The organism is Streptomyces sp. NPDC005151 (genome assembly GCF_053599875.1).
Map to the genome: position 1 here is coordinate 63,090 of NZ_JBSFYR010000018.1, position 24,506 is coordinate 87,595.

At 69.9% G+C, this 24,506-nt stretch carries 23 protein-coding genes and 3 pseudogenes; 13 read left to right on the plus strand and 13 right to left on the minus strand.

All coding sequences use genetic code 11. The features are described 5' to 3' along the window. Positions 1–77: 77 nt before the first annotated feature. Positions 78–857 carry a 4'-phosphopantetheinyl transferase family protein gene (locus ACWD6R_RS13090; protein ID WP_451818746.1) on the minus strand — a complete coding sequence of 260 codons (780 nt, stop codon included), beginning with the start codon at positions 855–857 and terminating at the stop codon, positions 78–80. Continuing rightward, complete coding sequence (locus ACWD6R_RS13095) at positions 854–1,174, minus strand: response regulator transcription factor (protein ID WP_451818747.1); 321 nt, start codon at positions 1,172–1,174, stop codon at positions 854–856. The genes ACWD6R_RS13090 and ACWD6R_RS13095 overlap by 4 nt, the downstream gene beginning before the upstream one ends. A gap of 473 nt (positions 1,175–1,647) precedes the next feature. On the opposite strand from ACWD6R_RS13095, the gene ACWD6R_RS13100 reads away from it, so the two are divergent. The 3 genes and pseudogenes from ACWD6R_RS13100 to ACWD6R_RS13110 all read left to right on the plus strand — a co-directional run. Continuing rightward, positions 1,648–2,622 (plus strand): beta-ketoacyl-ACP synthase 3, encoded by a 975-nt coding sequence (locus tag ACWD6R_RS13100; RefSeq protein WP_451818748.1) that lies wholly within the window; start codon positions 1,648–1,650, stop codon positions 2,620–2,622. 1,014 nt (positions 2,623–3,636) lie between these two features. Next, on the plus strand, positions 3,637–4,446 hold the full coding sequence (locus tag ACWD6R_RS13105; protein ID WP_451818749.1) for a DUF6851 domain-containing protein: 810 nt from the start codon (positions 3,637–3,639) through the stop codon (positions 4,444–4,446). Between the two features lie 88 nt (positions 4,447–4,534). Further along, positions 4,535–4,915, plus strand: a pseudogene (locus ACWD6R_RS13110) (hypothetical protein); the annotation flags it as partial. Here ACWD6R_RS13110 and ACWD6R_RS13115 read toward each other — a convergent pair. Then, complete coding sequence (locus ACWD6R_RS13115; protein WP_451818750.1) at positions 4,904–5,674, minus strand: peptidyl-tRNA hydrolase; 771 nt, start codon at positions 5,672–5,674, stop codon at positions 4,904–4,906. The pseudogene ACWD6R_RS13110 and the gene ACWD6R_RS13115 overlap by 12 nt on opposite strands. A gap of 71 nt (positions 5,675–5,745) precedes the next feature. On the opposite strand from ACWD6R_RS13115, the gene ACWD6R_RS13120 reads away from it, so the two are divergent. Genes ACWD6R_RS13120 through ACWD6R_RS13135 form a run of 4 tightly spaced genes read left to right on the plus strand, consistent with a single transcriptional unit; the run spans position 5,746 to position 8,181 of the window. Further along, a complete protein-coding gene (locus ACWD6R_RS13120) occupies positions 5,746–6,423 on the plus strand; it encodes an AIM24 family protein (RefSeq protein ID WP_451818751.1) in 678 nt (225 codons plus the stop codon). A gap of 44 nt (positions 6,424–6,467) precedes the next feature. Next, complete coding sequence (locus ACWD6R_RS13125) at positions 6,468–7,310, plus strand: ATP-binding cassette domain-containing protein (protein ID WP_451818784.1); 843 nt, start codon at positions 6,468–6,470, stop codon at positions 7,308–7,310. Further along, entirely contained in the window at positions 7,307–7,975 is a 669-nt protein-coding gene (locus ACWD6R_RS13130) for an ABC transporter (protein ID WP_451818752.1), read from the plus strand. The genes ACWD6R_RS13125 and ACWD6R_RS13130 overlap by 4 nt, the downstream gene beginning before the upstream one ends. A 14-nt stretch (positions 7,976–7,989) precedes the next feature. Then, positions 7,990–8,181 (plus strand): hypothetical protein, encoded by a 192-nt coding sequence (locus ACWD6R_RS13135; RefSeq protein ID WP_266980225.1) that lies wholly within the window; start codon positions 7,990–7,992, stop codon positions 8,179–8,181. 131 nt (positions 8,182–8,312) lie between these two features. Here ACWD6R_RS13135 and ACWD6R_RS13140 read toward each other — a convergent pair. The 4 genes and pseudogenes from ACWD6R_RS13140 to zapE form a co-directional block, all read right to left on the minus strand. After that, positions 8,313–9,175, minus strand: a pseudogene (locus ACWD6R_RS13140) (polysaccharide deacetylase family protein); the annotation flags it as partial. Positions 9,176–9,558: 383 nt separating this feature from the next. Continuing rightward, the gene (locus ACWD6R_RS13145; protein ID WP_451818753.1) at positions 9,559–10,938 is read right to left on the minus strand and encodes an alkaline phosphatase PhoX; all 1,380 of its coding nucleotides are present in this window, start codon (positions 10,936–10,938) and stop codon (positions 9,559–9,561) included. Positions 10,939–11,077: 139 nt separating this feature from the next. After that, a complete protein-coding gene (locus ACWD6R_RS13150; RefSeq protein ID WP_406422733.1) occupies positions 11,078–11,503 on the minus strand; it encodes an OsmC family protein in 426 nt (141 codons plus the stop codon). A gap of 40 nt (positions 11,504–11,543) precedes the next feature. After that, positions 11,544–12,668: a cell division protein ZapE gene (gene zapE, locus ACWD6R_RS13155; protein ID WP_451818754.1), complete on the minus strand. Its 1,125-nt coding sequence runs from the start codon at positions 12,666–12,668 to the stop codon at positions 11,544–11,546. A gap of 36 nt (positions 12,669–12,704) precedes the next feature. On the opposite strand from zapE, the gene ACWD6R_RS13160 reads away from it, so the two are divergent. The 4 genes from ACWD6R_RS13160 (at position 12,705) to msrB (ending at position 15,923) form a co-directional block, all read left to right on the plus strand. Further along, the gene (locus tag ACWD6R_RS13160; RefSeq protein WP_451818755.1) at positions 12,705–13,469 is read left to right on the plus strand and encodes a pyrimidine reductase family protein; all 765 of its coding nucleotides are present in this window, start codon (positions 12,705–12,707) and stop codon (positions 13,467–13,469) included. Between the two features lie 149 nt (positions 13,470–13,618). Next, positions 13,619–14,071 carry an indole-3-glycerol phosphate synthase gene (locus ACWD6R_RS13165; RefSeq protein WP_451818756.1) on the plus strand — a complete coding sequence of 151 codons (453 nt, stop codon included), beginning with the start codon at positions 13,619–13,621 and terminating at the stop codon, positions 14,069–14,071. Positions 14,072–14,110: 39 nt separating this feature from the next. Continuing rightward, positions 14,111–15,505 carry a UDP-N-acetylmuramate--L-alanine ligase gene (gene murC / locus ACWD6R_RS13170; RefSeq protein ID WP_451818757.1) on the plus strand — a complete coding sequence of 465 codons (1,395 nt, stop codon included), beginning with the start codon at positions 14,111–14,113 and terminating at the stop codon, positions 15,503–15,505. 10 nt (positions 15,506–15,515) lie between these two features. Further along, positions 15,516–15,923 (plus strand): peptide-methionine (R)-S-oxide reductase MsrB, encoded by a 408-nt coding sequence (msrB, locus tag ACWD6R_RS13175; protein ID WP_451818758.1) that lies wholly within the window; start codon positions 15,516–15,518, stop codon positions 15,921–15,923. 196 nt (positions 15,924–16,119) lie between these two features. On the opposite strand, the gene ACWD6R_RS13180 is transcribed toward msrB, so the two are convergent. Further along, positions 16,120–16,422 carry a toxin-antitoxin system YwqK family antitoxin gene (locus tag ACWD6R_RS13180; RefSeq protein ID WP_451818759.1) on the minus strand — a complete coding sequence of 101 codons (303 nt, stop codon included), beginning with the start codon at positions 16,420–16,422 and terminating at the stop codon, positions 16,120–16,122. A 234-nt stretch (positions 16,423–16,656) separates the two neighbouring features. Here ACWD6R_RS13180 and ACWD6R_RS13185 point away from each other — a divergent pair, with 234 nt between their 5' ends. Further along, positions 16,657–17,040, plus strand: a complete 384-nt coding sequence (locus ACWD6R_RS13185; protein WP_451818760.1) for a hypothetical protein — start codon at positions 16,657–16,659, stop codon at positions 17,038–17,040. A 211-nt stretch (positions 17,041–17,251) separates the two neighbouring features. Here ACWD6R_RS13185 and ACWD6R_RS13190 read toward each other — a convergent pair whose 3' ends face one another. The 3 genes and pseudogenes from ACWD6R_RS13190 to ACWD6R_RS13200 form a co-directional block, all read right to left on the minus strand. Beyond that, complete coding sequence (locus ACWD6R_RS13190) at positions 17,252–17,515, minus strand: hypothetical protein (protein WP_451818761.1); 264 nt, start codon at positions 17,513–17,515, stop codon at positions 17,252–17,254. 949 nt (positions 17,516–18,464) lie between these two features. After that, on the minus strand, positions 18,465–19,430 hold the full coding sequence (locus tag ACWD6R_RS13195; RefSeq protein WP_451818762.1) for an NAD(P)H-dependent flavin oxidoreductase: 966 nt from the start codon (positions 19,428–19,430) through the stop codon (positions 18,465–18,467). Positions 19,431–19,841: 411 nt separating this feature from the next. Continuing rightward, a pseudogene (locus tag ACWD6R_RS13200) lies at positions 19,842–20,279 on the minus strand (sensor histidine kinase); the annotation flags it as partial. A gap of 206 nt (positions 20,280–20,485) precedes the next feature. Here ACWD6R_RS13200 and ACWD6R_RS13205 point away from each other — a divergent pair. Beyond that, positions 20,486–20,908 (plus strand): DUF6223 family protein, encoded by a 423-nt coding sequence (locus tag ACWD6R_RS13205; protein WP_451818763.1) that lies wholly within the window; start codon positions 20,486–20,488, stop codon positions 20,906–20,908. Between the two features lie 259 nt (positions 20,909–21,167). Here the strand turns inward: ACWD6R_RS13205 and ACWD6R_RS13210 are convergent, their stop codons facing one another. Both ACWD6R_RS13210 and ACWD6R_RS13215 read right to left on the minus strand, forming a co-directional pair. After that, a complete protein-coding gene (locus ACWD6R_RS13210) occupies positions 21,168–21,629 on the minus strand; it encodes a hypothetical protein (protein ID WP_451818764.1) in 462 nt (153 codons plus the stop codon). Positions 21,630–21,967: 338 nt separating this feature from the next. Continuing rightward, entirely contained in the window at positions 21,968–24,385 is a 2,418-nt protein-coding gene (locus ACWD6R_RS13215) for a GTPase-associated protein 1-related protein (RefSeq protein ID WP_451818785.1), read from the minus strand. Between the last annotated feature and the right edge of the window lie 121 nt (positions 24,386–24,506).

The following is a 24,506-nucleotide window of genomic DNA, read 5'->3' on the forward strand; positions in this document are numbered from 1 at the left end:
CGCTCGGGGGACAACCCCCGGGCCCGGCCGAGAGAGCAGGTCGGACGGCCGGCCGGAGCGACCTCGCGAGGTGAGTCTCAGTGAATCCGGGGCACCGGAAGTGGGCCGACGCGGCCTTGCGGCAGCCGCAGCGGGGAGACCCGCACCAGGGGGTGCGGGCCGTCCGCCGTGGCGTTCTGGTCGCGTACGGCGATGGCAGCCTGGTATCCGTCGGGCGCGGGCACATCGGCGATGGACCAGCCCACAGGCCCTGGCGGGGCCCCGTCGGGCGCCAACTCCTCGGTGAGGCCCACATGATGGCGGCCCACCCCGCCGGGAAGCCCGGTCCCGATGCCCTTGAGATACGCCTCCTTGCGAACCCAGCAGCCGAGCACGGCCCGGTGAAGCAGGGCGGGGGACAGGGCGGCCACGGCACGCCGCTCCTCGATGTGCAGGCGACGGGCCGCGCTGTCGAGGCTGCCCCGCATCAGCTTGGCCGACTCGATGTCCGCCCCCACGGGCGAGTCCGCGACCGCGTACAGGGCTGCGTCCCCGGCGTGCGACAGAGAGAAGCAGGGCTGGGGGTGGCCGGCGATCGCCGGCCGCCCGTGCGGCTCCTCGCAGTCCAGCATCCCACAGGGCTCGCGGAAGAACTCCACGTCCTGCGGTGCCATCCCCAGATATCCACCGAGCAGCACTCGGAGGCCCACGTGGGAGGCGACATAGCGCTCACGCGCCGTCGGATCCTGGAACCCGTCGGCCCGTGCGGATTCCTCGGCGCCGAGAATCCAAGCGCTGTCGGCTGCCGCCGCCGCATGATCAGGGATCCACAAGGTCCATACGTCGACCTTCTGGGGACCGGTCGGACGAACTGTCACGTGTGCTCGGGACTCTTCCGACTCGGACGGAGCTCGTCCGCCCACTGCACCGACAGGAGCGTGGCTTCCACCCTGTTCCGCAGCCTCAACTTACGTGTGATGCTCGTCAAATGGGCCTTCACCGTTCGCTCGGCGATACCCAGCCGACGGGCGAGGGCCCTGTTCCCCTCGGCGATCGACAGAACGCTGAGCACTTCACGCTCACGCGGTGTCAGCCCTTGCAGGTCTGAGCGGTTCACCTGCGCTAAGCCCACGCTTCCTCCGGACTCCGTTTCCGAGCCGGCGTACTCGACAGTTGGATGGTTCTCCCCGTGCATGCGCTCTCCAACTCCTTCACGTAGTCGTCCACCAGAGGAGCAATCAGTTGAGAGCCCAGAAAGGGCGCGAACTGGCCATCCTCCGCCTGGTGTCCGGAACTCATCGGACTATACAGTCGTGTTGAGGGGCTGTCAGCAGGCGATCTCAGTGAACTCGCCCTCAAACCCGGATCGACCGGTTGATGTCTGGCCGTAAGATGTGGCAGGAAACGCTTAGGTGCTGAGGGGAGTTCTCGCCACCTCTCCAGGCTTCCTATGTGACTCTGTGTCAAAAGTCGTGCCGAAATGGACCGCGCGGCACTTCCCGGTGGCCTGCCCAAGCCTCTCTTCTCCGGAGAACGGCAAAACTTCGATGCAAATGGAATCCCAGCTTCCGCACATTGTGCCGGCCCGAATTCTGCGTCGACGGAATGATGAGTTGTCGGCAGCTGCCGAGCTGTCCGACGCCGCAGACTTACCGAGGTGACAGTAAGTTGTCCAATTCATCTGCACAGATCGTTCTCGATGCCGGGGCCGGCTCCCGGATCGCCGCCGTCGCGGGCGTCCGGCCCGAACGGATTGTGGGTAATGCGGAACTAGGGGATCCACTCGGCGTATCCGCCGAGTGGATCGAGCGGCGCGTCGGTATCCGCGAGCGGCGCTTCGCCGGCCCGAAGGACTCCCTGACGGCCATGGGTGCCACCGCCGCCGCGAAGGCCCTCGTCACGGCGGGACTCGCCCCGGACGATGTCGACCTCCTCGTCCTCGCCACCTGCTCCATGCCCTCGCCCATGCCGAACGGCGCGGCGTCCGTCGCCGCCCTGCTCGGCATCCCCGCGGTCGCGGCCTTCGACGTCAACGCCGCCTGTGCGGGCTTCTGCTATGGACTCGGGATTGCCGACGGTCTGGTCCGCTCGGGCACGAGTCGCTGCGCGCTGGTCGTCGGCGCCGAGAGGATGACCGACTGGGTGGACCCCATGGACGTCGACACCGCCACGGTCTTCGCGGACGGCGCAGGTGCCGCGGTCGTCGTCTCCGCCGGGCACACCGGAATCCACCCGGTGGTATGGGGAGGCGACGGCGAGAAGGCATCTTTGATCGCCATCCCCGACCGGCATGGCAGCGTGACGATGAGCGGCCAGGCCGTCTACCGCTGGGTCACCACCGAGCTTGTCCAGGTTGCCCAAGCGGCATGTGCGCGCGCAGGGTTGGTCCCGGAAGATCTCAAGGGTTTCGTCACGCACCAGGCCAACCTGCGGATGATAGACCGCCTCGCGACGAGCCTCGGTGCGACGAATGCCGCAGTCGCCCGCGACGTCGTGAAGACCGGCAACACCTCGGCGGCCTCCGTCCCGCTCGCCCTGAGCCGCCTCATCGACCTCGGCCGGATCCAGTCCGGCGACCCGGTCCTCCTGATGGGCTTCGGTGCCGGGCTCAGCTACGCGGCGCAGGTGGTGTCCTGCCCCTGAGTCGACCGGAGGGTGACCAAGGGGGCAGCCTTCCAGCAGGCGTACGCGTCGGGGCCCCACCGCCTCCACGGATGGCATGCGCTCCTTGGTGGTGCCGTGCTGAGGGGTCAAGGTCGGGTCCCAGCCCGCTCGCAGGCGTGCCGGATCGCGCTCACCGTCGTCGGAGCCGGCCCGGTAGCAGCCGCGATAGCCTTGTCCACCCATGGTCGGTGTATGGCGAGGATACGGCTGGACCAGCCGCGGCCCGGCGATCGGCCGGCGAAAGCGGCAGCCCATGCTTGATATTGGTGTCGACGGAGAGCTGAAGGGCCTCTTTGTCGTCACCTCGAAGAACTTGACGGAGATGGTCTCGTCACCCCGGAGCTTCGCAGCCCGCAGCCCGCAGCCGGTGCATCCCGTCTCCCGTCAATGACCCGCACCGTGCTCCGTTGTACAGGAATCGTTGGAAGACCCTGCGCCGTAGCCAATGCTGTACGTATTGGGGATTCTCCCCGGCAAGTCGAGGTGAATCACCATGCGGAATTGAGGGTATCGGCACCGAAACCGGGACCGTCTTGTCCGGCGTGATCGGCCCCTCCGTATGTGCTTCCCGCGCGGGAAAAACTTTCGTCCCCGAAAGCAGTACACCTTCCCCCTCCACATTATTGCCGGAGGGGCTCACCGTGAGCAACACCCGTCAAGGCTCCAGCGTGGGTAGTGTGTACTACTCGATCGTGTATTGGCCGAGAGGCGAACGAATTCCCTAAGGGCTGTCCCGTAATCCCTGGTGAATCAGCGCACGGCGTCAGATGCGGTGCATCGCAAGGCGGAGGAGCGTCCTCATACTGGGCGTATTCGGACGTTCCGACAATGCAGCGAGGTGCCGTAGCTGTCGTCGTGCGCCCGCCAGGGGTTACGGGACAGCCCTGAGCCTCGTTCCATGGAGTGCAACCTTCTTGCGGCGATAAAGCCGCCATTTCAAAGAAGAGGACACAACCCATGGCGACGTTCAGAGGTTCTCCGGTCCCAGGATTCATGCCGTGGCGCAGGTCGCTGCTGCTCGGCGGTGTTTCAACCTCGGCGCTGGCCACCCTGGGGCACAGCGGAACGGCCGCCGCCGGCCTGCCCACCCGCTCGGCTGCGGAGTCGGCCGCCGACTTCGACCTCGACAGCGGCAACTTCATCCGGGACCTGATCGCCCAGTTCCATCCGGACAAGGACGTCATCGCCCCCATGGATGTGACCGTGCTCCACCGGTTCATCCATTTGTCGACGACCGCGCGGTTCGACGCGACGGCGCCCTACCACCCGAACGCGGTGGGCGTGCACTCCCGGCTCGGCCGTCGCCCCTCCAGCGAGGCGTCCAGCAACAGGAACAAGAACATCGCCGCCGTGCACGCCAATTACCAAGTGATAAAGGGCTCGGAGCCGGGGCGGGAGTCGAACTTCCGGGACCTGATGATCGCGGTCGGCCTGAACCCCGACGACGAGTCGGAGGACCGGACCAGTCCGGTCGGCATCGGCAACCTGGCCGGCAAGGCCGTCGTCGCGGCTGCCAAGCGGGACGGTATGAACCAGCTTGGCGACGAGGGCCGCGAGTTCAATGGCCAGCCCTTCGAGGACTACACCGGCTACCGGCCGGTGAAAACTGCCTTCGACCTGCTTCGACCTGGTCAACCCCTCGCGCTGGCAGCCGAAGCTGGGGCCCCACAGCCGCCGCCTCGGCGGGGGGCGGGTGACAAGGGCATCTTCACCGTCCAGCAGTTCGTCACCCCGCAGACGGGAGCGAAGACGCCGGACGGAGTTCAACTCCGCCTCGCCCACGCCTCGTGCCTACGTTGCTGAACGCGTCGGGCAACGAGATGACTCTGCAATCCCAAGAACCTTCAGGGCTTGCTTGAGCCGTATGCGCGGATGACGTGCACGTACGGTTCTGAGGGGGCGGGGGCGCAGCAATGCGTCCCCGCTACCCGACGCCACCGGTTCGCGTCCCAGGGTTGTGGTGTCCGCTGACGGCTCGGGGGCGGTCGGGCATGCCGGAGCCGAGCTGCTGGCGGATCTCGCCGATGCGACCGGGCTGACCCATGCGTACTCCACCGCGCTGCGGCCGTTGCGCCCGCGCGGGACCGGCCACGACCCGGGCCGGATCATGACCGATCCGGCGGTGATGCTCGCCGACGGCGGCGAGACCATCACGGATCCGTCCGTCCTGCGTGATCAGGCCGAGGTGTTCGGCCCGGTGGCATCCACGCCCACGGCCTGGCGACTACTCGCCGGCACCGGCGAACGAGGACTGGCCCGCCTACCGTCGTCGTAGGCGCGGGAGAGAGCCGACACGATGGGCCCCCTCTACTACAACAGTTTTCCCGGGGGCGATCTCCGTGAACCCGGCGTCACGCACCACCGGCAGTCCGCTCACGGTGAGTTCCGCCCAGCGGGTGGCGTCCGGGGTGGCGACGGAGAGCGGGAAGCCCGCCTCCCGCCACGCCTTGCGCTCCGTGTCCGACAGCTCCCACCAGGCGAGCTGCGCGCCGTGCCCGGCCTGTGCCATCTCCTTGCCCGCGGACATGTCGAGCTCCGGGTTCAGCCAGAGCACCGGGCCGGACGGGTCGGGTGCGGCGGGCGGCTCGGGGTCGTCCAGGTCCGTCCCCGACACCTGGAGCTTCGCCAGCTCCTTCGGCCAGCCGTCCAGCGGAACCGGCGGGAACACCCGCACCTCGGCGCTCTCGCCGGTGACCGTGATGCCGGGCAGCGCGGACGCCTTGCGCCACTCCGCGCCGCGCGCCCGCCGCACCACCTTGCGGATCCGGGCGTCCTGCCAGTCGCGCATCACCTGCGCCCACTCGCCCTCGCCGGCCGACCGCTCGTCCGAGAGCATCACGAGGACGGCGCGGGCGGCGGTGCGCAGCGCGTCGGTGCGGGGCGGAGGGTCGGTCTTCTCGATGTGCACGACCAGCGGAAGCACGTACTGCGGGGCCTCGTCGCGGCTGGTCGGCTCGGAGTGGAACGGGGAGTCCGAGGGGGCCGGGGCGCCGGACGGGGACTGAGGTGCGGAAATGTCGTTGCTGCTCACTCGTCCCAGTCTGCCAGTCGCGCGGCCCGGCTCCTTGGCGGAATGAAACGGTCCGGGTGAGGATGCACCGCATGAAGAGCGATCTCTTTTCCAGCGAGAACATGGCCCAGCCGACAACTGCCCCTGGAATGACCCTGCAGAACGCCAAATCCATCAAGTACGCCGTCAACGGCGAGATGCACGCCCGCCAGGGATCGATGGTCGCCTTCCGCGGCAATCTCCAGTTCGAGCGCAAGGGCCAGGGCCTCGGCGGCATGCTGAAGCGTGCGGTCACCGGCGAGGGGCTGCCGCTGATGGCGGTCCGCGGGCAGGGCGAGGCGTGGTTCGCGCACGAGGCCGCCAACTGCTTCATCGTGGACATGGAGCAGGGCGACGTCCTCACCGTCAACGGCCGCAACGTCCTCTGTTTCGACCCCACCCTCGCGTACGAGATCAAGACCGTGAAGGGCGCCGGGATAGCCGGTGGCGGGCTCTTCAACAGCGTTTTCAGCGGTTACGGCAAGCTCGGCCTGATCTGCGAGGGCCACCCGATCGTGATCCCCGTCACGGCCCAGCAGCCGGTGTACGTCGACACGGACGCGGTCGTCGGCTGGAGCGCCCAGCTCAGCACCTCGCTGCACCGCTCGCAGAGCATCGGCTCGATGATCCGCGGCGGCTCCGGCGAGGCGGTCCAACTGATGCTGCAGGGCGAGGGGTTCGTAATCGTCCGGCCCAGCGAGCTCAAGCCCGAGAAGGCGTCGGCCAACTGAACCTGACAGGAGTGGGCCGACGGTACGGCCTCGGCGGACCATGGGTGCTGCGCGGGGTCGACCTCGACCTGCCCGCGCACACCCTGGTCCGGATCGAGGGCGTCAACGGCACCGGAAAGTCGACGCTGTTGAGGCTGATCGCCGGGATCGACGCCCCGACCGAGGGCTGCATCACCGGCCGACGGCCGCGCACGGCGTACGTCCCCGAGCGCTTCCCGGCGGCGCTGCCCTTCACCGCCGCCGGGTACCTCGTCCACCTCGGGCGGATCCACGGTCTGCGGACCCCGGAGGCGACCGGGCGGGCGCAGGAGTGGCTGGCGCGCTTCGGGGCCGCCGGCCACGCCCGTACCCCCCTGTCCGAACTCTCCAAGGGCACCAGCCAGAAGGTCGCCGTCGCCCAGGCGCTGCTCGCCGAACCGGAGCTCCTGGTCCTGGACGAGGCATGGACCGGCCTGGACACGGAGGCCCGCGGCGAACTGGACCGCGCGGTCGCGGAACGGATCACGGCCGGGGCCACCGTCGTCTTCGTCGACCACGATCCGCGCCGACTGGCCGAGGCGGTCGACGTCACCCACCGGGTCGAGGGGCACCGGCTCGTCCCCGTAACGGCGGCGGAGACCGGGGACGGGACGGCCGGGCCGCGGGTACGCATCGAGGTCACAGGCGCGTCCGGGGCCGTCCTTCCCCCGGGGCTGCCCGGCGCACCGGTGCAGGAGCCCCGGACCGACGGAACCGTCCGGCTCACGGTCGCGGCCGTGCACTCCGACGCAGTCCTGCGCGCTCTGCTCACAGCCCGCCCGCCCTGGCACATCACACACCTGTCGGCGGCAGCGGCACCCGAACCGACGCCCCGGACCGAACCGTCAGAGACCCGGCAGGCACGATGACCGCCCTGATTCGCTACCAGGCCGCGCTGCTGCTCCGCTCCCAGCGCTGGCTCGCCCCCGTTCTCCTGTACGCGGTCTTCCTCGCCGTCGGAGTCCAGTCGGGGCAGCCCGTGCTCGACTCGCTCGGTTACGCCGCCGCGGCGCTCCTGCCCGTCACCGCCTGGCTCGTCCAGCTCTGCGCCACTCAGGAACCACCCGCCGCCCGGACTGTCGCCGCGGCGGTGGCCGGGCAGCCGCGGGTCCACCTGGCATCGCTGCTCACCGCCGCGGGCTGTGCCGGACTGCTGGGCACGGCGGCCACCGCGATCGTGCTGCTGATCAGCGATCCGGCCAACGCCGACCACACCGTCCGCGTCCCGCTGCTGCCCGCCGCACTCGCCGGGCTGCTCGCCGCCGGCTGCTGCGTGCTGCTGGGAGCGGCGGTCGGCGCCCTGTGCACCCGCCCGGTGGTGCACCGTCGCGGCTGGTCGGTCGCGACCACCGCGCTCGCTGCCCTGCTGTCCCTGGTGACCACCGGATCGCCCGCGAAGTACGCGGTCACGGGACTGGTCACCGGTTCGCTGACCGGAGCGGTACACATCCCCGTCCTGCCCGTGATCGGCGCCGCCGCGGCGGCCTGCGCGGTGGCGGCGGTCGTCTGCAGGCTCACTTCGCTGCGCGGGTGAGTAGGCTCGTACGCATGGACGAGCGCCTGGACGAGCCGTACTGCGAGACGCCCGACACGAGGCCCGTGCCGGCGGATTCCGGTCCTCCGTATGCCGAATGCGTGCTGTGCCGGAAGCCGACCGAGTACCCGGAGTCGGTCAAGGGCATCACGCTCTGCCCGGTCTGCGAATGGCAGGAGGCACAGCGCACGGCCTGCTCCGGCTAGTGCCGTGACCGGCAGTGTTTGCCCCATGAGGAGCGTCGTCGAGCGGGCGTGCTGGGCGGTGCGACGGGGCAGAGCTTGCCGGGAGGGGCGCCAGGTCCTGTCGTCAGAGGGTGTGCGGCGTCCGGTCGGCGTCCCATCAGCTCGGAGACCTTCACGAAGCGGTCCCGTGCCTGCGCAGTTCCGGTACTACCTGGCTGACGGCCTTGGCCGTGACGGGAGCGGCGCTGCGCGTGCAGTGCATGACGACCAGGGACCCCGGCTTCACCCCGGCCAGCACCTGCGCGGCCACCGCGTCCGCGTCCGTCGCGAACGCGTCGCCGCTGACCACGTCCCACTGCACCGCCGTCATTTTCTCGGACGCCAGCGTGCGCAGCGCCGCATCGTTGTAGCAGCCGCCGGGGAAGCGGAAGTACGGCACCACATGGAGCGCGCCCGTCTTCCGGATCGCCGTGAAGGCCCGCTCCACGTCGGCGCGCATATCCGCCTTGTCCAGGACCGGAAGTCCGTAGCAGGGCGAGGTGAAGGGGTAGTGGCTGTAGGAGTGGTTGGCGATCTCGAAGAGCGGGTCGGTGCCGATGGACCGGGCCTGCGTCGGGTACTCGTCCGCCCACCACCCCGTCATGAACACGGTTGCGGGCACCTTCAGGCGGCGCAGCAGCGCGATCAGCTCCGGGTTGTCGAAGTGCTCGCCCGCCGCTGCGCGCGGACCCTCGTCGGCTGTCATGTCGGCGTCGAAGGTGAGCGCCACGACCTTGTCCGTGGTGTTCCGCGCGCGCTTGAAGACCGGTGTCAGCCCGGCCTGGTCCGGTGCCATCGTGGGTGGCTGGTTCTCTACGGGCGCGGGCTTCGCGGACGGTGACGGCGGCGGGGCGGCGGGCTGTGCGTGCCGGGGGGCGTGGGTGGCTTTTGAACCCGAGCTCTTTGACAGGGTGTCAGTACCGCAGCCGCTCAGAACGGTGCCCAGAATGGCACTCAAAGTGGCGACTGCGGTCAATTTTCGTACAGAATTGGTCACTTATGGTGAGTAGCCGATCGTCCCGGTGGGAGTCCGGTGCGGCGCTCCTCCTGATCGAATCCGTCCCCGGAATCGCCCGGCCCGTCGAGTCGCGCTCGGCCGTCGAGCAGAAAATCCGCGCGAAGCCGAGCAGCCGCCGCGCGGCCGTGGTGTCCTCCGGGGCCGTGCGCCGCCCAACGGCCCATGGTCCTTCCGGGGACCGGCGTCGTCACCGACCGGGACGAGGCACGGAAGGACCGGGCCACCGAAGCCGAGCGGCCGCACCTGCGCACCGCGGACGGGGCCTTCACCACCTGGTAGCGGCCGATGCCCCGTCCGGTACGGGGGCGGCGGACCGCGCCGCCCCCGTACCGCTCAACACCTCAGTGCCAAGGACCCGTCACCGCGAACGTCGTCCCCGGCGTGTAGCAGTTCACGAACATCGTCCCGCCGTCCGGAGCGAACGTGACCCCGGCGAACTCGCCCCACTCCGGACTCTCCGCCGTCCCGATGTTCTGCCGGCCGCGCGCCATCGCGTACACCTCGCCGTGCCGCGTCACGCCGAATACATGCTGCGCGCCGTTGCCGTCCTCGCACACCATCAGCCCGCCGTCGGACGTCAGACAGATGTTGTCGGGGGACTCGCCGGGCAACTGCACGTCCGTACCCGGACCGAAGACGACCACCAGCGTGAGGCGGCGCCGCTTCGGCTCGTACCGCCACACCTGCCCGAAGTGGTCGGCCGCCGAGCCCGCCGCGCTCTGCGCGAAGCTGGAGACGAAGTAGACCGACGAGCCGCCCCAGTAGCAGCCCTCCAGCTTCTGGGCGTGTGTGATGCCCTTCGGGCCGAAGTCCTGGAACCGGATCGGCGTTCCGGCGGCCTGCGGATCCGGTACGGGGACCCACTCGATCCGGTCGAAGCTCGCACCGGTTTCCTGGATGACGGAGAGGTCCGGGACACCGGGCACTCGCATGGCCTGCAGTTCGCCGCCGGCCCGCAGTGAGCCGGTGCCACCGAGCGGTAGTTCCGGAAGGAAGCGGTAGAAGAGCCCGAACGGCTTGTCGAACGCGTCCTCCGTCTCGTACACGATCCCGTTGTTCGGATCGATCGCGATCGCCTCGTGCTGGAAGCGGCCCATCGCGGTGAGCGGCACGGCTCCGGTGCGGCGCGGGTCGGCGCCGTCCACTTCGAAGATGAAGCCGTGGTCCTTGGTGTAGCCGTTGGTGCCGGCCCGGTCCTCGGTCTCCTCGCAGGTCAGCCAGGTGTTCCACGGGGTCCGGCCACCCGCGCAGTTCACCGCTGTGCCGGCGATGGCCACCCGTTCACCGAGGACCGCGCCCCGGCTGTCGAGCTCCAGGGCCGTGCAGCCGCCCTTGCCCATCGGGTCGTAGGTGAGGCCGTCGACGGTCGGTACCGGGATCTTCGCGGTGACCCGGTTCTCGTGATTGCGGACGAGATGGACGCGGCCGCGGTGGCCGGTGAACGCGGCCATGCCGTCGTGGTTGCTGGGGACCCGGCCCTCGCCGGAGCGGAGCCGGTCGCCCTCCCGGGACAGGACCCGGTAGCGGAACCCTTGCGGCAGATCGAGCAGACCGTCGGGGTCGGGGGCCAGCGGACCGTAACCGCTGTGGCCACGGGCGGCCGCGGTGCCCGCGAAGAGTTCGGAGAAGGCCCCGGCGAAGGCGATCGAGACAGCGGTCGCACCGCTGCCGGCCAGGACCTGGCGTCGTGTTGCGAGTCGTCGAGGTGCAGTTGATGACATGAGGCAACTCCCTGCTGGCGGACAGGAGAAGTGACCCGCATGTGTCTACCACGCGTATCGTCGCGCGGGAACCACGCGGGTCACTGAGCCTCGTCCGCGTCATGGGCCCGTGGGACCACCTGCGGGGCCGCCCGTGCGGTCAGACGAGCGACGCGGTCAGCGTGATCGTCGTGCCCGTGAGGGCCTGGCTGACCGGGCAGTTCGCCTTGGCGTCCTCGGCGGCCTTGATGAAGTCCGCCTCGTCGAGACCGGGCACCTCGCCCTGCACGGTGAGGTGGATGCCGGTGATGCCGGTGCCGGGCTGGAAGGTGACCTCGGCCTGGGTGTTCAGCCGGGTCGGCGCGTTGCCGGCCGTGGTCAGACCGTTGGACAGGGCCATCGAGAAGCAGCTGGAGTGCGCCGCCGCGATGAGCTCCTCCGGGCTGGTCTTGCCGTTCGCCTTCTCCGCGCGGGACGGCCACGAGACCGCGTACTCCCCGATGCCGGAGGAGTCGAAGGTGACAACACCCTCGCCCTCGATCAGGTTGCCTTCCCAGACCGTGTGCGCCTGACGCGTGGTTGCCATGCTGGATCCCTTCGGATGGGTGGAGTTACCGCCCCCGAACCTACTGCGCCACCAGTCCCTTTGCGTCGCGCGCCAGCGCCGTCAGGCGGGAGATCGCCCGGAAGTACTTCTTCCGGTACCCCCCGTTCAGCATCTCGTCGCTGAACAGCTGGTCGAACGGGAGCCCCGACGCGAGCACCGGGACCTCCCGGTCGTACAGCCGGTCGGCGAGCACGACGAGCCGCAGCGCCGTCGACTGGTCCGGAACCGCCTGCACGTCGGTGAGGCACACCGCGCGGATGCCGTCCGTCAGTGCGCCGTACCGGCTCGGATGGACGCGGGCCAGATGGTCGAGCAGCGACGGGAAGTCGTCCAGGCTGGCGCCCTCGGTGGCGTACGCGGCCTTCGTGACCTGCTCCTCGGAGTACGGCGCCGGCGCCTCGGGCAGCCCGCGGTGCCGGTAGTCCTCGCCGTCGATCCGCAGCGGCCGGAAGCGCGAGGACAGCCCCTGGATCTCCCGCAGGAAGTCGGCGGCGGCGAAGCGCCCCTCGCCGAGCTTGCCGGGCAGTGTGTTGGAGGTGGCGGCGAGCGCGACCCCCGCCTCGACCAGCCTGCTGAGCAGCGACGACACGAGGACGGTGTCACCCGGGTCGTCGAGCTCGAACTCGTCGATGCACAGGAGCCGGTGCCCGCTGAGCGTCTGCACGGTCTGCTGGAAGCCCAGCGCGCCCACCAGGTTGGTCAGCTCGACGAAGGTGCCGAACGCCTTCAGTGAGGGAGCGGCGGGCGTGGCGTGCCAGAGCGAGGCGAGGAGATGCGTCTTGCCGACGCCGTACCCGCCGTCGAGATAGACACCGCGCGGCCCGGCGACCGGTGCAGCCTTCCTGCCGAACCGCCACCATCCCTCCGAGGATCCGCTTCGCGCGCTCCCCTTCCTGCCCGCACCCGTCGCGTGCGCCCCGCCGAGCCCGTGCGCGAACTCGTCGAGAACCTTCACCGCGTCGGTCTGGCTGGGCTGGTCGGGATCGGGGACATACGTGTCGAAGCGCACCGAGTCGAAGCGCGGCGGCGGCACCATCTCGGCGACCAGACGGTCGGCGGGGACGTGCGGCTCAAGGGCGCACAGGGACAGCGGGGCCGTTTCGGCTATGGGGCTCTGCCCCGGCACGGCGGTGGATGACGACACAGCTCTCAAGCTTAAGCGCCATGCGAGACTGCACGGATGCGACGCCTTTTCCCTGTGACCGACCCGACACCGGCTGCCGAAGGAGGGGAGTGGAGTCTGGACGAGCTCGCCGACGTCTACGCGTACCCGGCGGGCGATGGCCCCTGGCTGCGCGCCAACATGGTCTCCACACTCGACGGCGCCGCGCAGCACGACGGACGCTCGCAGCCGATCTCGTCCGACACGGACATGCGGATCTTCGGCACGCTGCGCGGTCTGGCCGATGTGGTCGTGGTGGGTGCGGAGACCGTACGGATGGAGGGGTACCGGCCCGCCAGGGCCCGGGACGCCTTTGCCGCGCGGCGGGCGGCGGCCGGGCAGGGACCCGCGCCGGCGATCGCCGTCGTCAGCGGGAGTCTGGACCTGGATTTCTCGCTCCCGCTCTTCGTCTCGCCGCTTGTCCCGACCCTCGTGGTCACCGGGGCCGGTGCGCCGCCGGACCGGGTCGAGGCGGCCCGGAGCGCGGGCGCCGAGGTGGTGATCGCGGGGGAGGGCTCCCGGGTGGACCCCACCAGGGTCGTGCGGGAGCTCGCGGACCGCGGGCTGAGGCGGCAGCTGGCGGAGGGCGGGCCCCGGCTGCTCGGTCAGTTCGTGGCCGCCGGGGTGCTGGACGAGCTCTGTCTCACCCTCTCGCCCATGCTGACCGCCGGCGACGCACAGCGGATCACGGGCGGCCCCTCGGTGGCGGTGCCGGAACGATTCACCCTCGCTTCGATGCTGGAAGAGGCCGGGTTCCTCTTCACTCGGTACCGTCGGATCTGACAATCGGCGGAATTTCCCGTTCCGGTTAGCCCCCGGTGGGCACAATTATTCACGCAGACCCCGTGCGAGAACGGGGAAGGATGGTTTCAGCAGAGGCCGTCGAGGCCCGATGAAGCAGAAGGGCGCCCGAGGTGTTCACCAGCGTTTTGATGATCGAGAAGCCCCTCACTTCCGAGGACGTCGAGTTCGTCACCACCCTGCACGGGGAGGAAGAGACCTCGTTCGTCGTCCTGATGCAGCCGCGCGGAGACCAGGCCGACGTACTGCTGCGCGCCATCGACGACGTGGCGATCGGCGAGCTGAAGGAAGCCGCCCGCGAGCTCGAGGAGCCGGAGGGCAAGGACGCCAGGCAACCCGCCGAACTGGCGCTCGAGGTGTCGCTCGCCGCCCTGCGCAAGGCAGGCTCGGAGGCTGTCGGACAGGTGGTCGAGGACCACCCCCTGGACAAGCTGAAGTCCGTCGTCGACGAGGCGGGGGCGGACGAGGTCATCGTGTTGACCGCCCCGCACTACGTGGAGGAGTTCTTCCACCGCGACTGGGCCTCCCGGGCCCGGCACAAGGTCGGCGTACCGGTGCTCAAGCTCTTCGCGCACAGCGAATAGGCTGGGGCGACTCACAACGACTTCTGGGGAGACACACGCATGGCACCCGGTATTCCTGCCGCCATGGAACGGCCGCACTTCATCGGCATCGGCGGCGCCGGAATGTCGGGCATCGCACAGATCCTCGCCCGGCGCGGCGCGAAGGTCGCGGGCAGCGACGCCAAGGAGTCGGGCACGGCCGAGGCACTGCGGGCGCTGGGGGCGACCGTCCACATCGGGCACGCCGCCGCCCATCTGGCGGACGACGCGTCCTGCGTGGTCGTCTCCAGCGCCATCCGCGCCGACAACCCGGAGCTGCTGCGCGCCGCCGAGTTGTCGATCCCCGTCGTGCACCGCTCCGACGCGCTCGCCTCGCTGATGCAGGGACTGCGTGCGATTGCCGTCGCGGGCACCCACGGCAAGACGACCACCACGTCGATGCTGGCCGTCGCCCTGTCCGAGCTGGGCCTCGACCCGTCGTACGCCATCGGGGGCGACCTCGCGGGCCCTGGCACGAACGCCAGGCACGGCGAGGGCGACATCTTCGTCGCCGAGGCCGACGAGAGCGACCGCAGCTTCCAGAAGTACGACCCCGAGGTCGCGATCGTCCTCAACACCGAGCTGGACCACCACGCGAATTACGCCTCGATGGAAGAGATCTACGACTCCTTCGAGACGTTCGTCGGGAAGATCGTCCCCGGCGGCACCCTGGTCGTCTCCGCCGACCAGTCCGGCGCGGTCGAGCTGACGCGGCGGGTACGCGACCTGGCGTCGCTCAACATCGTCACGTACGGCGAGTCCGAGACGGCCGACGTACGGGTCCACAAGATCACCCCGCGCGGTCTGACCAGCGAAGTCACCGTCGTCCTGAACGGCAAGTACCTCACTTTCACGGTCTCCGTCCCCGGCCGCCACTACGCCCTCAACGCGGTCGCCGCTCTCGTCGCCGGTGTCGCGCTCGGCATCCCGGCCCACAACCTGGCCTCCGCCCTCGGCACGTACACCGGCGTCAAGCGCCGCCTCCAGCTCAAGGGCGATGCGGCGGGCGTCCAGGTCATCGACTCGTACGCACACCACCCGACCGAGATGACCGCCGACCTCGAAGCGATGCGCGGCGCCGCCGCCGACTCGCGCCTCCTGGTCGTCTTCCAGCCCCACCTCTTCTCCCGCACCCAGGAGCTCGGTACGGAGATGGGCCAGGCCCTCGCCCTCGCCGACGCTTCCGTGGTCCTGGACATCTACCCGGCCCGAGAGGACCCGATCCCGGGCATCACCAGTGCCCTGATCATCGACGCGGCGAAGGCGGCCGGCGCCGACGTCACCGCCGTCCACGACAAGGCGGCAGTCCCCGAGGTCATTGCGGGAATGGCGAAGCCCGGCGACCTCGTTCTCACCATGGGGGCGGGCGACGTCACAGACCTCGGCCCGCAGATCCTGGACCACCTGTCGAGCTGAGGGAGCGACCGTGTCGTACGACATCGAGAAGCCGGACGAGGAATGGCGCGCGGAGCTGACGCCCGCCGAGTACGCGGTCCTGCGCCAGGCCGGCACTGAACCGGCCTTCGTCGGTGAGTACACCGACACCAAGACGGCCGGCGTCTACTCCTGCCGGGCTTGTGGCGCCGAGCTGTTCCGCTCGGACACGAAGTTCGAGTCGCACTGCGGCTGGCCGTCCTTCTACGACCCGAAGGACACCGACGCGGTCGAACTGATCCAGGACCGCAGCCACGGCATGGTCCGCACCGAGGTGCGCTGCGCCCGCTGCGGCTCGCACCTGGGCCATGTCTTCGAGGGCGAGGGCTACCCGACACCGACGGATCAGCGGTACTGCATCAACTCGATCTCGCTGCGGCTGGTTCCCGAGGAGGGATAGGGGACCCGCAGGCCTGGTCACTGAAATGACTCCCGGTCGGGGGCACGCCGATCGGGGCGGCCGTGCATTACACCTCGCCTGTTCGGGGGCAGGGCGATGACGTCCTGTGTCACGTAGTTCCTTCAAGCTCGGTCGGCGGTGGGACTGAGCTCTTTCAAGGCGGCTGCGGGGGCAAGTAACGGACATTGTGATCCGTTCAGCCGTTGTCGCGACGCCACGACGTCAGAAGGACCCCGTGGTCATCCCAGGTGTCCTCCTCGCGGAGAGAAGCGGCAGCGCTGTCAAAGAACTTTCGGGAATTCAAAACCCCGTTGGGGTGCCACTCCTTGAATTCGCCCACCGCGCGACCATCCTGAATAACCCCCTCGGATCGCACGGTCCCATCCTGGTGCCATTCACGGGAAATTCCGCTCAAGATTCCGTCGGCATATTCATCCAGGCTGATCAGGCGTCCGCTTTCGGCTCGTCCTTCGTCATGTTCCGCTCCTTCCCGGCTCATCAGCCACTGATCTGTCGGCGTGCACGGTATCCACCCCCACCGACAAGGCGGTCCCGCAGTGCTGCGCGCCCCGCAATTCCCTTCGGGACGTTGACCTGGCCAGCTACGACGCTCAGCCACAGCAACACGACATCACGAGTTCAACGTCAGTAACTACGTAGCACTCCGCAGTTGCAGGGGCAGCCCGGTCACCGGGTTGCCCCTGTCATCCGACCACATCGCCCGAGGACCGTGATGAGTGAAGGGCAGAAGGCCCCCTACAGCGCAGGGGCCTGGATCATCGGCTGGGCGGTGTTCCTGGGCTCTGGGTACGCCGCCTCCGTGCTGCTGGGCAACGCTTGGAACGACTGTGACATCGGCATCAACGCCTCCGCCAATCTTGGCGTCCTCGTGGTGGCGTCGACATCCATGGCAGCGGCGTCGACACTGCTGTGGGCGCTGATGCGGAAGGTCACGGGACGCACCAGACTGTTGTTCCCGCTGCTGTTGACGCTCGCTACCGGGGTGATGCTGCTGTGGCCGCTCATGGCGATCTGGCACGCACCCGACAACTACCCGGTGTCCTTCTGCCCACCGGACAATGTGCCGCCGTGGTGGCCTCAGTGGCTGCCCGTGTGAGGCGTATGGATTTAATCCAAGACCGGGAAGTTAGACCGCCCCCCAATTGCCGGTCGGTCTTCGAGCGGTGGGCTAACGGGCACGCCCGGTTCGGCGGGCGGGGGCGGGAAGGCCGACGAGGTGGTCACCAAGCTCGGGTACGAGCACCTGCGTAAGTCAGGGCTCACATCTGACGCCCACAACCGCACGCCCCGACATCACGAGTTCAAGTTCAGTAGCACAGAAGGGTGCCCGCCTGCCGGGGAGACCCGTGTCGGAGCAGGCGTCCGCACGCCCGAAGCAACAGCACATATGGGCGAGAGCCTGCCACCCCAGGCCGTGCACGACGGTCGGCGAAGCTGTCCTCGCCGACGGTCTCGGAGCCGTCGACCGACTGGGAGTCGATGTTCCCCGCACTCGGCTCGGCGTTGCGGCCGCGCCGCGTGCGGGCGCTGCGGCGCAGGCGTTCGTACGCGCGGGCGGAGGTGCTGGCCATCGCCCGACACCAGTTGTCCAAACTGGCGGATGACGCGCAGACCGTGCCCTGGTCTGTCACGCTCATGCAAGAGGCCGGACCGCGTCCCCCCGTCGCGGTCCGGCCCCTCTCTCGTGTCACCGCTGCTCTCCGGCAGGCTTCTGCCCTCCCATTCTGCCGGTCGTGGCTCTTCTGGGATCTTGCGGTTCGTGTCAGCCTGGGTCGACAGGGGGACTTGATCGGCTCGCAGATGGGGGCAGCGTGGGGGACATTGCGGTGCAGGTGAACAGCGACTTCGACGGCCAGTTGAAGTGGCGCTCTCGCTATCTGATCCACAGAGCCCGCAGCCGAGGGCGGAGCGGGCTGCTGTTCCAGGTGGACCTGCGCGACCCTCCCCGCAGCATGTCACTCAAATGGTGCCTGGTGTCCGTGACCGAGAGCGGGCGTCAGCTCTGCAGCGTGGATCGGACCAGCATCAGAAAGGTTCGTTTCATCCCTTTGCCCCCAGGTCCGTACTCGCTGCACCTTGAGGTCGTGCGGTCCCGCAGGCGCCGATCCACACGAGTCCAGCGGAAGGTTGTGCTCGGCCAGGGAGACATTCTGCTGGTGACGTGCGACCCGGTGCAGCCGAACGTCTTCTACCGCCGCAGTCCCGCGGTGGACACCTGGAGTGCGCAGATACTTCAGCAGCACCGAGCGGATTCGCACGCCTGCTGAGCTGGAGCTCGCCATGGCGGCCCAAGAGGCGACGCCATTCGTCTGACAGTCCGGCGCTGAGTTTCACTTCTGCTGCTGCTTGCTCTCGAGGGCCAGCCGCCCTGGCGGGCGGCTGGCCGTCCCACGTCCGCGGCCACGACAGTGCCGTGCGCTCGCTACTCGAACAGGACCAGCCACTGAGCAGCCACCAAGAAGTCCCGACCGATGGCCGATTACGGAAGTGACCCGGAGTGAGTGTTTCTGGGTGCTCCTATCAGTACCTTCCTGCTCGGGCCAGGGCGTTGTCGGCCTGGGCGGCCAATGCGGCGACGAGATCGGCTGCGGGTGGCAGGTCGTTGACGAGGTCGACGCCCTCGCCGGCCCACACCGGAAGCGGTGGCACATCGCCTCGTGCCACATCGGCCTGATAGGCATCTCGGGCCTGGGAATCCGCGGCGAGTTCCACCTCCCGGCCCCGCCAGCGGTCGAGGTAAGGATGGCCGAGGGAGCGAGCCGTGTACTTCGTCGTCTGCCATCGGGCCCCCCGGGCGATGTCGAGGACGCCGCTGCGTTCCGTGTCCTCCCCGCGCCCGCGGACGATCGCCTCGGCAACCGAGGGGTCGACCAAGGCCTCGGCCGTGGCCTGGAATCGGGTGCCGATGAGCGCCCCGGCGGCCCCCAGCGCCAAGGCGGCGGCCACGCCACGGCCGTCGGCGATCCCACCGGCTGCCAGCACCGGCACCGGTGCCGCCAGGTCCACCACCACCGGCACGAACGGCAACGTGGCCCTCCCGCGCCGGGCCCCGTGCCCGCCGCTCTCACCGCCCTGCGCCACGATGACATCGGCCCCCAGATCCACCGCCCTCCGGGCCTCCTCCAGATCGGTGACCTGAACGATCACCGCCGCACCGGCTGCGCGGACTCGCTCAACGAACGGGCTCGGATCCCCGAAGGACAGCATCACAGCACCGGGGCCGTACTCCAGCGCCTGCTCGACCGCGCCGACACCGGCCGCCCAGCTCAGGAACCCAACTCCCCACGGCTTCCCGCCCCCGGCAACGATCGGCAGCTCACGGGCCAGCCAATCCCCGTCATCCCCGTACCCGCCACCCAGCAACCCCAGCCCACCGCCGCGGGAGACCGCCGCAGCCAGCGCGCCGCCGGCTGACCCGCCCATGGGCGCCAACGCAATCGGATGCTGCACACCGAACAACTTCGTGAACGCCGTCGACAATGCCATGCCTGTCATCATCGCCCCTCCCGGAGTTCTGCGGGCATCAGCCAGGAAACCCTTTCACGCAGCTCACTCTCTGTGACATCCGCGGCCAGGCGCCGCCTTGCCAAGTGGCCGCGAGGGGGGCACAACTGGCCACCGACAGACCACCAACGTCCTCCGCGCGCTTACGTCGACAGGGCAGGGGTCGGCCACAACGTTCTGCACCTGTACGCCATCGGCGTGGGCATCGGGATGTGGCCAGACGCCGCCCCCGGTCAGCTGATGAAGGACTCGGGGCCGAAGCGGCCCCACGCCAGGAAACCGGCCAGGACGAGACGCTCGCACGCACCCTGCCCCGGCGCCCGGCACAGCAGGTCCGAGGGGAGATGTCAGGAGCTGCGCGGGGCTGCCGGGCCGGATTCATAGGCGAGGACCCACGGTCCGGCCCACTGCGGCCGGCACGTCGTGTCGCTGTCCTTCGATCGTCAAACTCGCGTCCAGGCCGGTCATGCGGAACCGTTCCACCAGTTCCGGGACGTGGTCGAGCCCGTGCGGCGGGGTCTTGCCGTCGTCGCGCAGCGCCTCCAGGGTCGCTCGCAGTTCCCGGGTCGCCTCACGACCGGCCTGCTGGATCGCCAGCAGGGCCTCCGGCACCGGTTCGCCACGCTTGCGGGCCACGTGGACGGCGACTTCAGCCTGCACCTTGATGATCGAGATCTGGTGGACGAGCGAATCGTGCAGCTCCCGCGCGATGCGCAGCCGCTCCTCGTCGGCGCGGTGCCGCGCGGTCTTCTCCCGGGTGCGCTCGGCTTCGTCCGCCCGCCGCTCCGCCTGCCGCAGCGCTTCACCCGCGGCGCCGGCGGCGATCAGCCAGTCTCTGACACCGGCCGGAATACAGGACCGTCCTGTGCTCATGCGCGCACCCTAGCCGGATCGGCGTCCGCGGTGGCCGGCTATGGCATCGGCGGCAGCGCGATTTGCCTGCGTCCGCTGGACGACCGGCGGTGGATCCGGCAGACATGATCAGACAACGTCCAGTCGTAAGAGAAAACGTCCAGTCGTAAGAGAAGGAGCACCCCATGTCAGTCCGATCTGTGCTTGCCGTGACCGGAGCCGCCCTGATCGGAGGTTTCGTACTTGCCGCACCGGCAGCCGCACACGCCTCGGTACAGCCGGCCGCCGCCAGCGCTTACGACATGAGCGCCGGGCGACTCGGAGCCATCGTGGCCGCGCTGGCAGGACTGATCGGCGTGGTCATCGGTGGGCTGGCTCTGGCCCGCCCCGCCGGTCGTACCGGCCCCGGCTCCGGGCGAAGCAGGGCCATCATGGCCCTGGCGGCGGGGCTGGTCGCCATGGCCCTCGGCGGGCTGGTCGTGGCCACCGCCGACGGTGGTCTCGGCACCGGCAACGGGCTGGGCGGGGGCATTGTGGCCCTGGTGGTGGGGCTGATCAGCATGGTCCTCGGCGGGCGGGTTCTGGCCCGCTCTCGCCGCACCAGCTGACCGGCTGCAACGCAGAGGCCGCCACAGGCGGCCCGTCCGAAGCCCTCGGTGGTCAGGTCCCGGTCGCGGAGCTGGGTGAAGTCGACGTGCAGCTTCGGGTCGTACGCCTCGGGCTGGAGACCGAGCTCGTGGGTGGTGGCGAAGCTCGCCGTCCTGGAACAGGAACGCGTACGGGTGGCCAGTCGGCGGTCCCGGCCTGACACCGGGCGAGGTCCGACCCCCGCCGGGCCGGCGGGGGTACGCCTGCTCCCGCAGCCGGTCAGTCGTCCTCGGAGCTCTCGGGGCGTAGCAGCGGGTGGGCGACGCCGGGAAACACCCGCGCCCGGACCACCGGCTCGGCAGCCCCGCCCTGGACCACCGTCTCGGCGACACCCCAGGGGCGGCCACGCAGGACGACGGTCAGCGTGTACGAGGACGAGCACCCCATGCAGTCGTACCGGTCGGCCCAGGTCTCCACATCCGTGACGCTGCCGGGGTAGCGCGCCACATGCCGGTGCCGGGCATGGCAGTGGTCGCACGTCCCGCCGGGCTCGCAGGTCCCGCCGCAGGGGCACGGAACGTCGAGCGAGTCCGCCGGGCGCCAGCGCTGCGTGAGGACGGCGTCACGGGTGGCGCCCATGTCCTTCATCGCCTTCAGATTGCGGGCGGCGACGTTGTACGACTCGCCGGTGGCGGACATCCGGTCGCGGATGACGTCTTTGCGTCCGCGGTTCGTCGTCATCGGTTCCTCATCTGTTCCTACGGGGGGTCACGCAGCCCGCAAGGAGGTCCACGAGAGCGGCAGGTTCCACGGTACCCGGCGCCCCGGGCAGCCCGTGCCACCTGCCCGGCCGGTGGCCCGCACCCCAGGGGGCGCGGGCCACCGCCCAGGCCGTGGTCCGCTAGTACGCCAGCCGGACTTCACGCGAGTCCCTGCCGACAACGCGCCCGCCTTGAGTCGGCAGGCTGGGATTCCTCCTGGTGAGCGCGGTGCGAAGGAGTCCATAACTGACACGATGTCAGTTTCGGACGTCTTTGACGATGCCGCTGACCTGCGGAAATACGGAAGTCCGGTCGGTCTCAGGACCGCCGCACCCGCGCCGTCAGTCGGCTGCCCAGCCGTCTGCCGAACGTGCCCGGCCGGTTCCAGGCCCGGAACGTCTCTGCCGTGCGGCTGCTCCCCGTGCGCTCGACGGCCTGCTCCACCGCCGCGATCTCGCTGCCGGACAGGCCGCGCACCACCGGACGCAGCACCTCCTCCAGCAGTGTGGCCCGGGTATCGGTCCAGGCCCGGCCCGCGTGCGGGTGGGCGCTCCAGACGGTGAAACAGTCGGCCACGTACGCCGGGTCGGAGCGCAGCCGGGCCAGAATGCCGCCGTGGCGGGCTGCCCGGCCGTAGGCGGCGATCAGGTCCGCGTCGTCGCTGTGCACGAACGCGTACAGCTCCGCGTCGGGCCGGTCCTGCGCGAGCAGACTGTGGGCCAGGGCGCCGTAGGCGTGCTCCAGCACAGTGGGCTCCACCGGTTCGGCGCGGGCACGCAGAGCCTTTGCACGGTCGGGCCAGCCGGGCGCCGACTGACCGGACCTGACGTCGCGGGCGAAGTCCAGGAGTTGCAGCGCACCGCGGACCCGTGTGCCGATCTCCTGAGGGAAGCAGCGCAGCAGATCGTGGGCGAGTTCCGCCGCCTCCTCGTCGTCGGAGGGGGCGTGGAGTGCCGCGTCGACGAGGTGGGACCACGTACTGGCCGTCCGGTGCGAGTCCGAGCCGGACTCGCCGAGCAGAAGTCGGGCTTCGCCCGCCGTTGGGGTGGCGTCGCCCCAGATCAGCCCGACGGCGGTGCGCAGGACCAGCGGCTCGGCGAACGGCGAGAACCCGGCGGCGCGCAGAACCGTGTGCAGCGCCATGATGCGGTCGGAGCCCTGCTCCTTCGCGCGGGGCGCCTCGGCGCACATCCGCAGATGCGGCAGTGCCTGCGCGCCGGTGAAGGGCAGGGCGACGCGAGTGAGGAGCCCCTCGGCGGCGGAGGGGGCGGCCAGGGCGAGTTGGTCGAGTTCGCCGAGGAGCGCCGTGCGGACGTCGAACTGTTCGTCCAGGAGGTCGAGCAGCGCGGGGACACTGTCCGGCGCCGGTGCCGCGAGCAGCGTCCGGGCCATGTGCCGGGCGACGGAAGGGAGTTGGTCGGTGAGGTCCATGCCGAGCAGTCGGGCGATCCGGAGCAGCTGCACCAGGCGCCCGATGGTCGCCCCGGTGGTGGACTCCGTTGCTGCCGAGGTGAGTTCGGCGAGCAGGTCCGGGCCGAGTCCGTCGGCCAGCTGCTTCACGGTGGCGGGTTCGGCGAACGCCGAGCGCGGCGGGAGTGCCAGCGCGGCGTCGTTGCGCCGAACCGCCTCCGTCACCAGCAGTGCGGCGAGCGGCGCCGTGGTGGTGGCAGGGGCACGTCCTTCGAGCGCTGCCAGCAGCCGGGCCACGGACGCCGATTCGGAGGCGCTGCGGTCGTCGGCCGGTGCCGTGAGCGCGGTGGTCAGCCGGTGCATCTGCTGTTCGTTCAGCGCGTACGGTCGCTCACCGGCCCAATCGGCTGCTGCGGCACGCCCGTTCGGGCCGAGTTCGATGCCTGCGTGCAGTGCGGTGAAGGCGAGTGGTCCGGCGGCGAAGGGTTCGCCCGGCAGCGCGGCCGCTGCCCGGAAAAGTTCCGGTGCGCGGCTGCGCCAGACCCGGGCGACGGTCTCCGCCCAGGTGTCGTCCACCGGACCCTCCGGTGCGCGGCCGGCACACATGCGCACACGGAAGCCCGTGTCGGTCAGCTCGTGTGCGTCGTCCGGCAGTACGCCGATGACCTGGTGCGGGGAGTGCACCGGGCGGCGGGTGTACGTGGTGAACGTCAGCCGCTGGGCGTGCTCCGGCGGGAGTACGGCTGCGGCCAGCGCGATCCACCGGGCCACGTCCGCGCTCTGCCGCTCCACGAGGACGAGCTGCGCCGACGACGGTTTCTCGCTCACCCGGCGCAGGTCGGCGAAGACCGTCGCGAGCCAGGGGCCGCGGGAGACCGCGAAGTCGTTGAGCGCCTCCTGCCCGAAGGCGGCGGAGGCGGGCAGGGCGGATATGCGGTCCGGTGTGCCGCTGTCCGGCGTGGTCGAAGCCCAGCTCGGCGACCGCCACGCAGTGATCGGGAGCGAGTCGCCGGGCAGGCGCGTGCCGGCCGGAAGATGCACCGCATGCGCGTGGAAGTGACCGGCGCCGGACCCCCCGAGGGCCACGGTGCGGTTCAGCAGATGGCTGCCGTCGGAGAGCGCGCTGAAGCTGAACGTCTCGGGAAACGACCGGAGTTCGATGTTCGTCGGATGATACGGCGCCCCGGCCGGAGGCTCGTAACCGAGCAGCTTCTCCGCCTCGGTCAGCACCGGAGTGGGTATGCCGCCACCGACCGCGGTGAACCGTGCACCGACCCCGTCGTCCCCCGCAGAGGCAGAGGTGTAGTGCAACTGCGCGAGGCTCATGCGTCGGCCCTCTTCGTCCTTGCCGCGTACGTCCCCGTGTGTCAGCACGCCTCGCCCTCGTCGGCCGTCCGCCATGGACCGGCCGCACCGGCGCGGCGACGACCCCGGCGGGGAGCGTTCC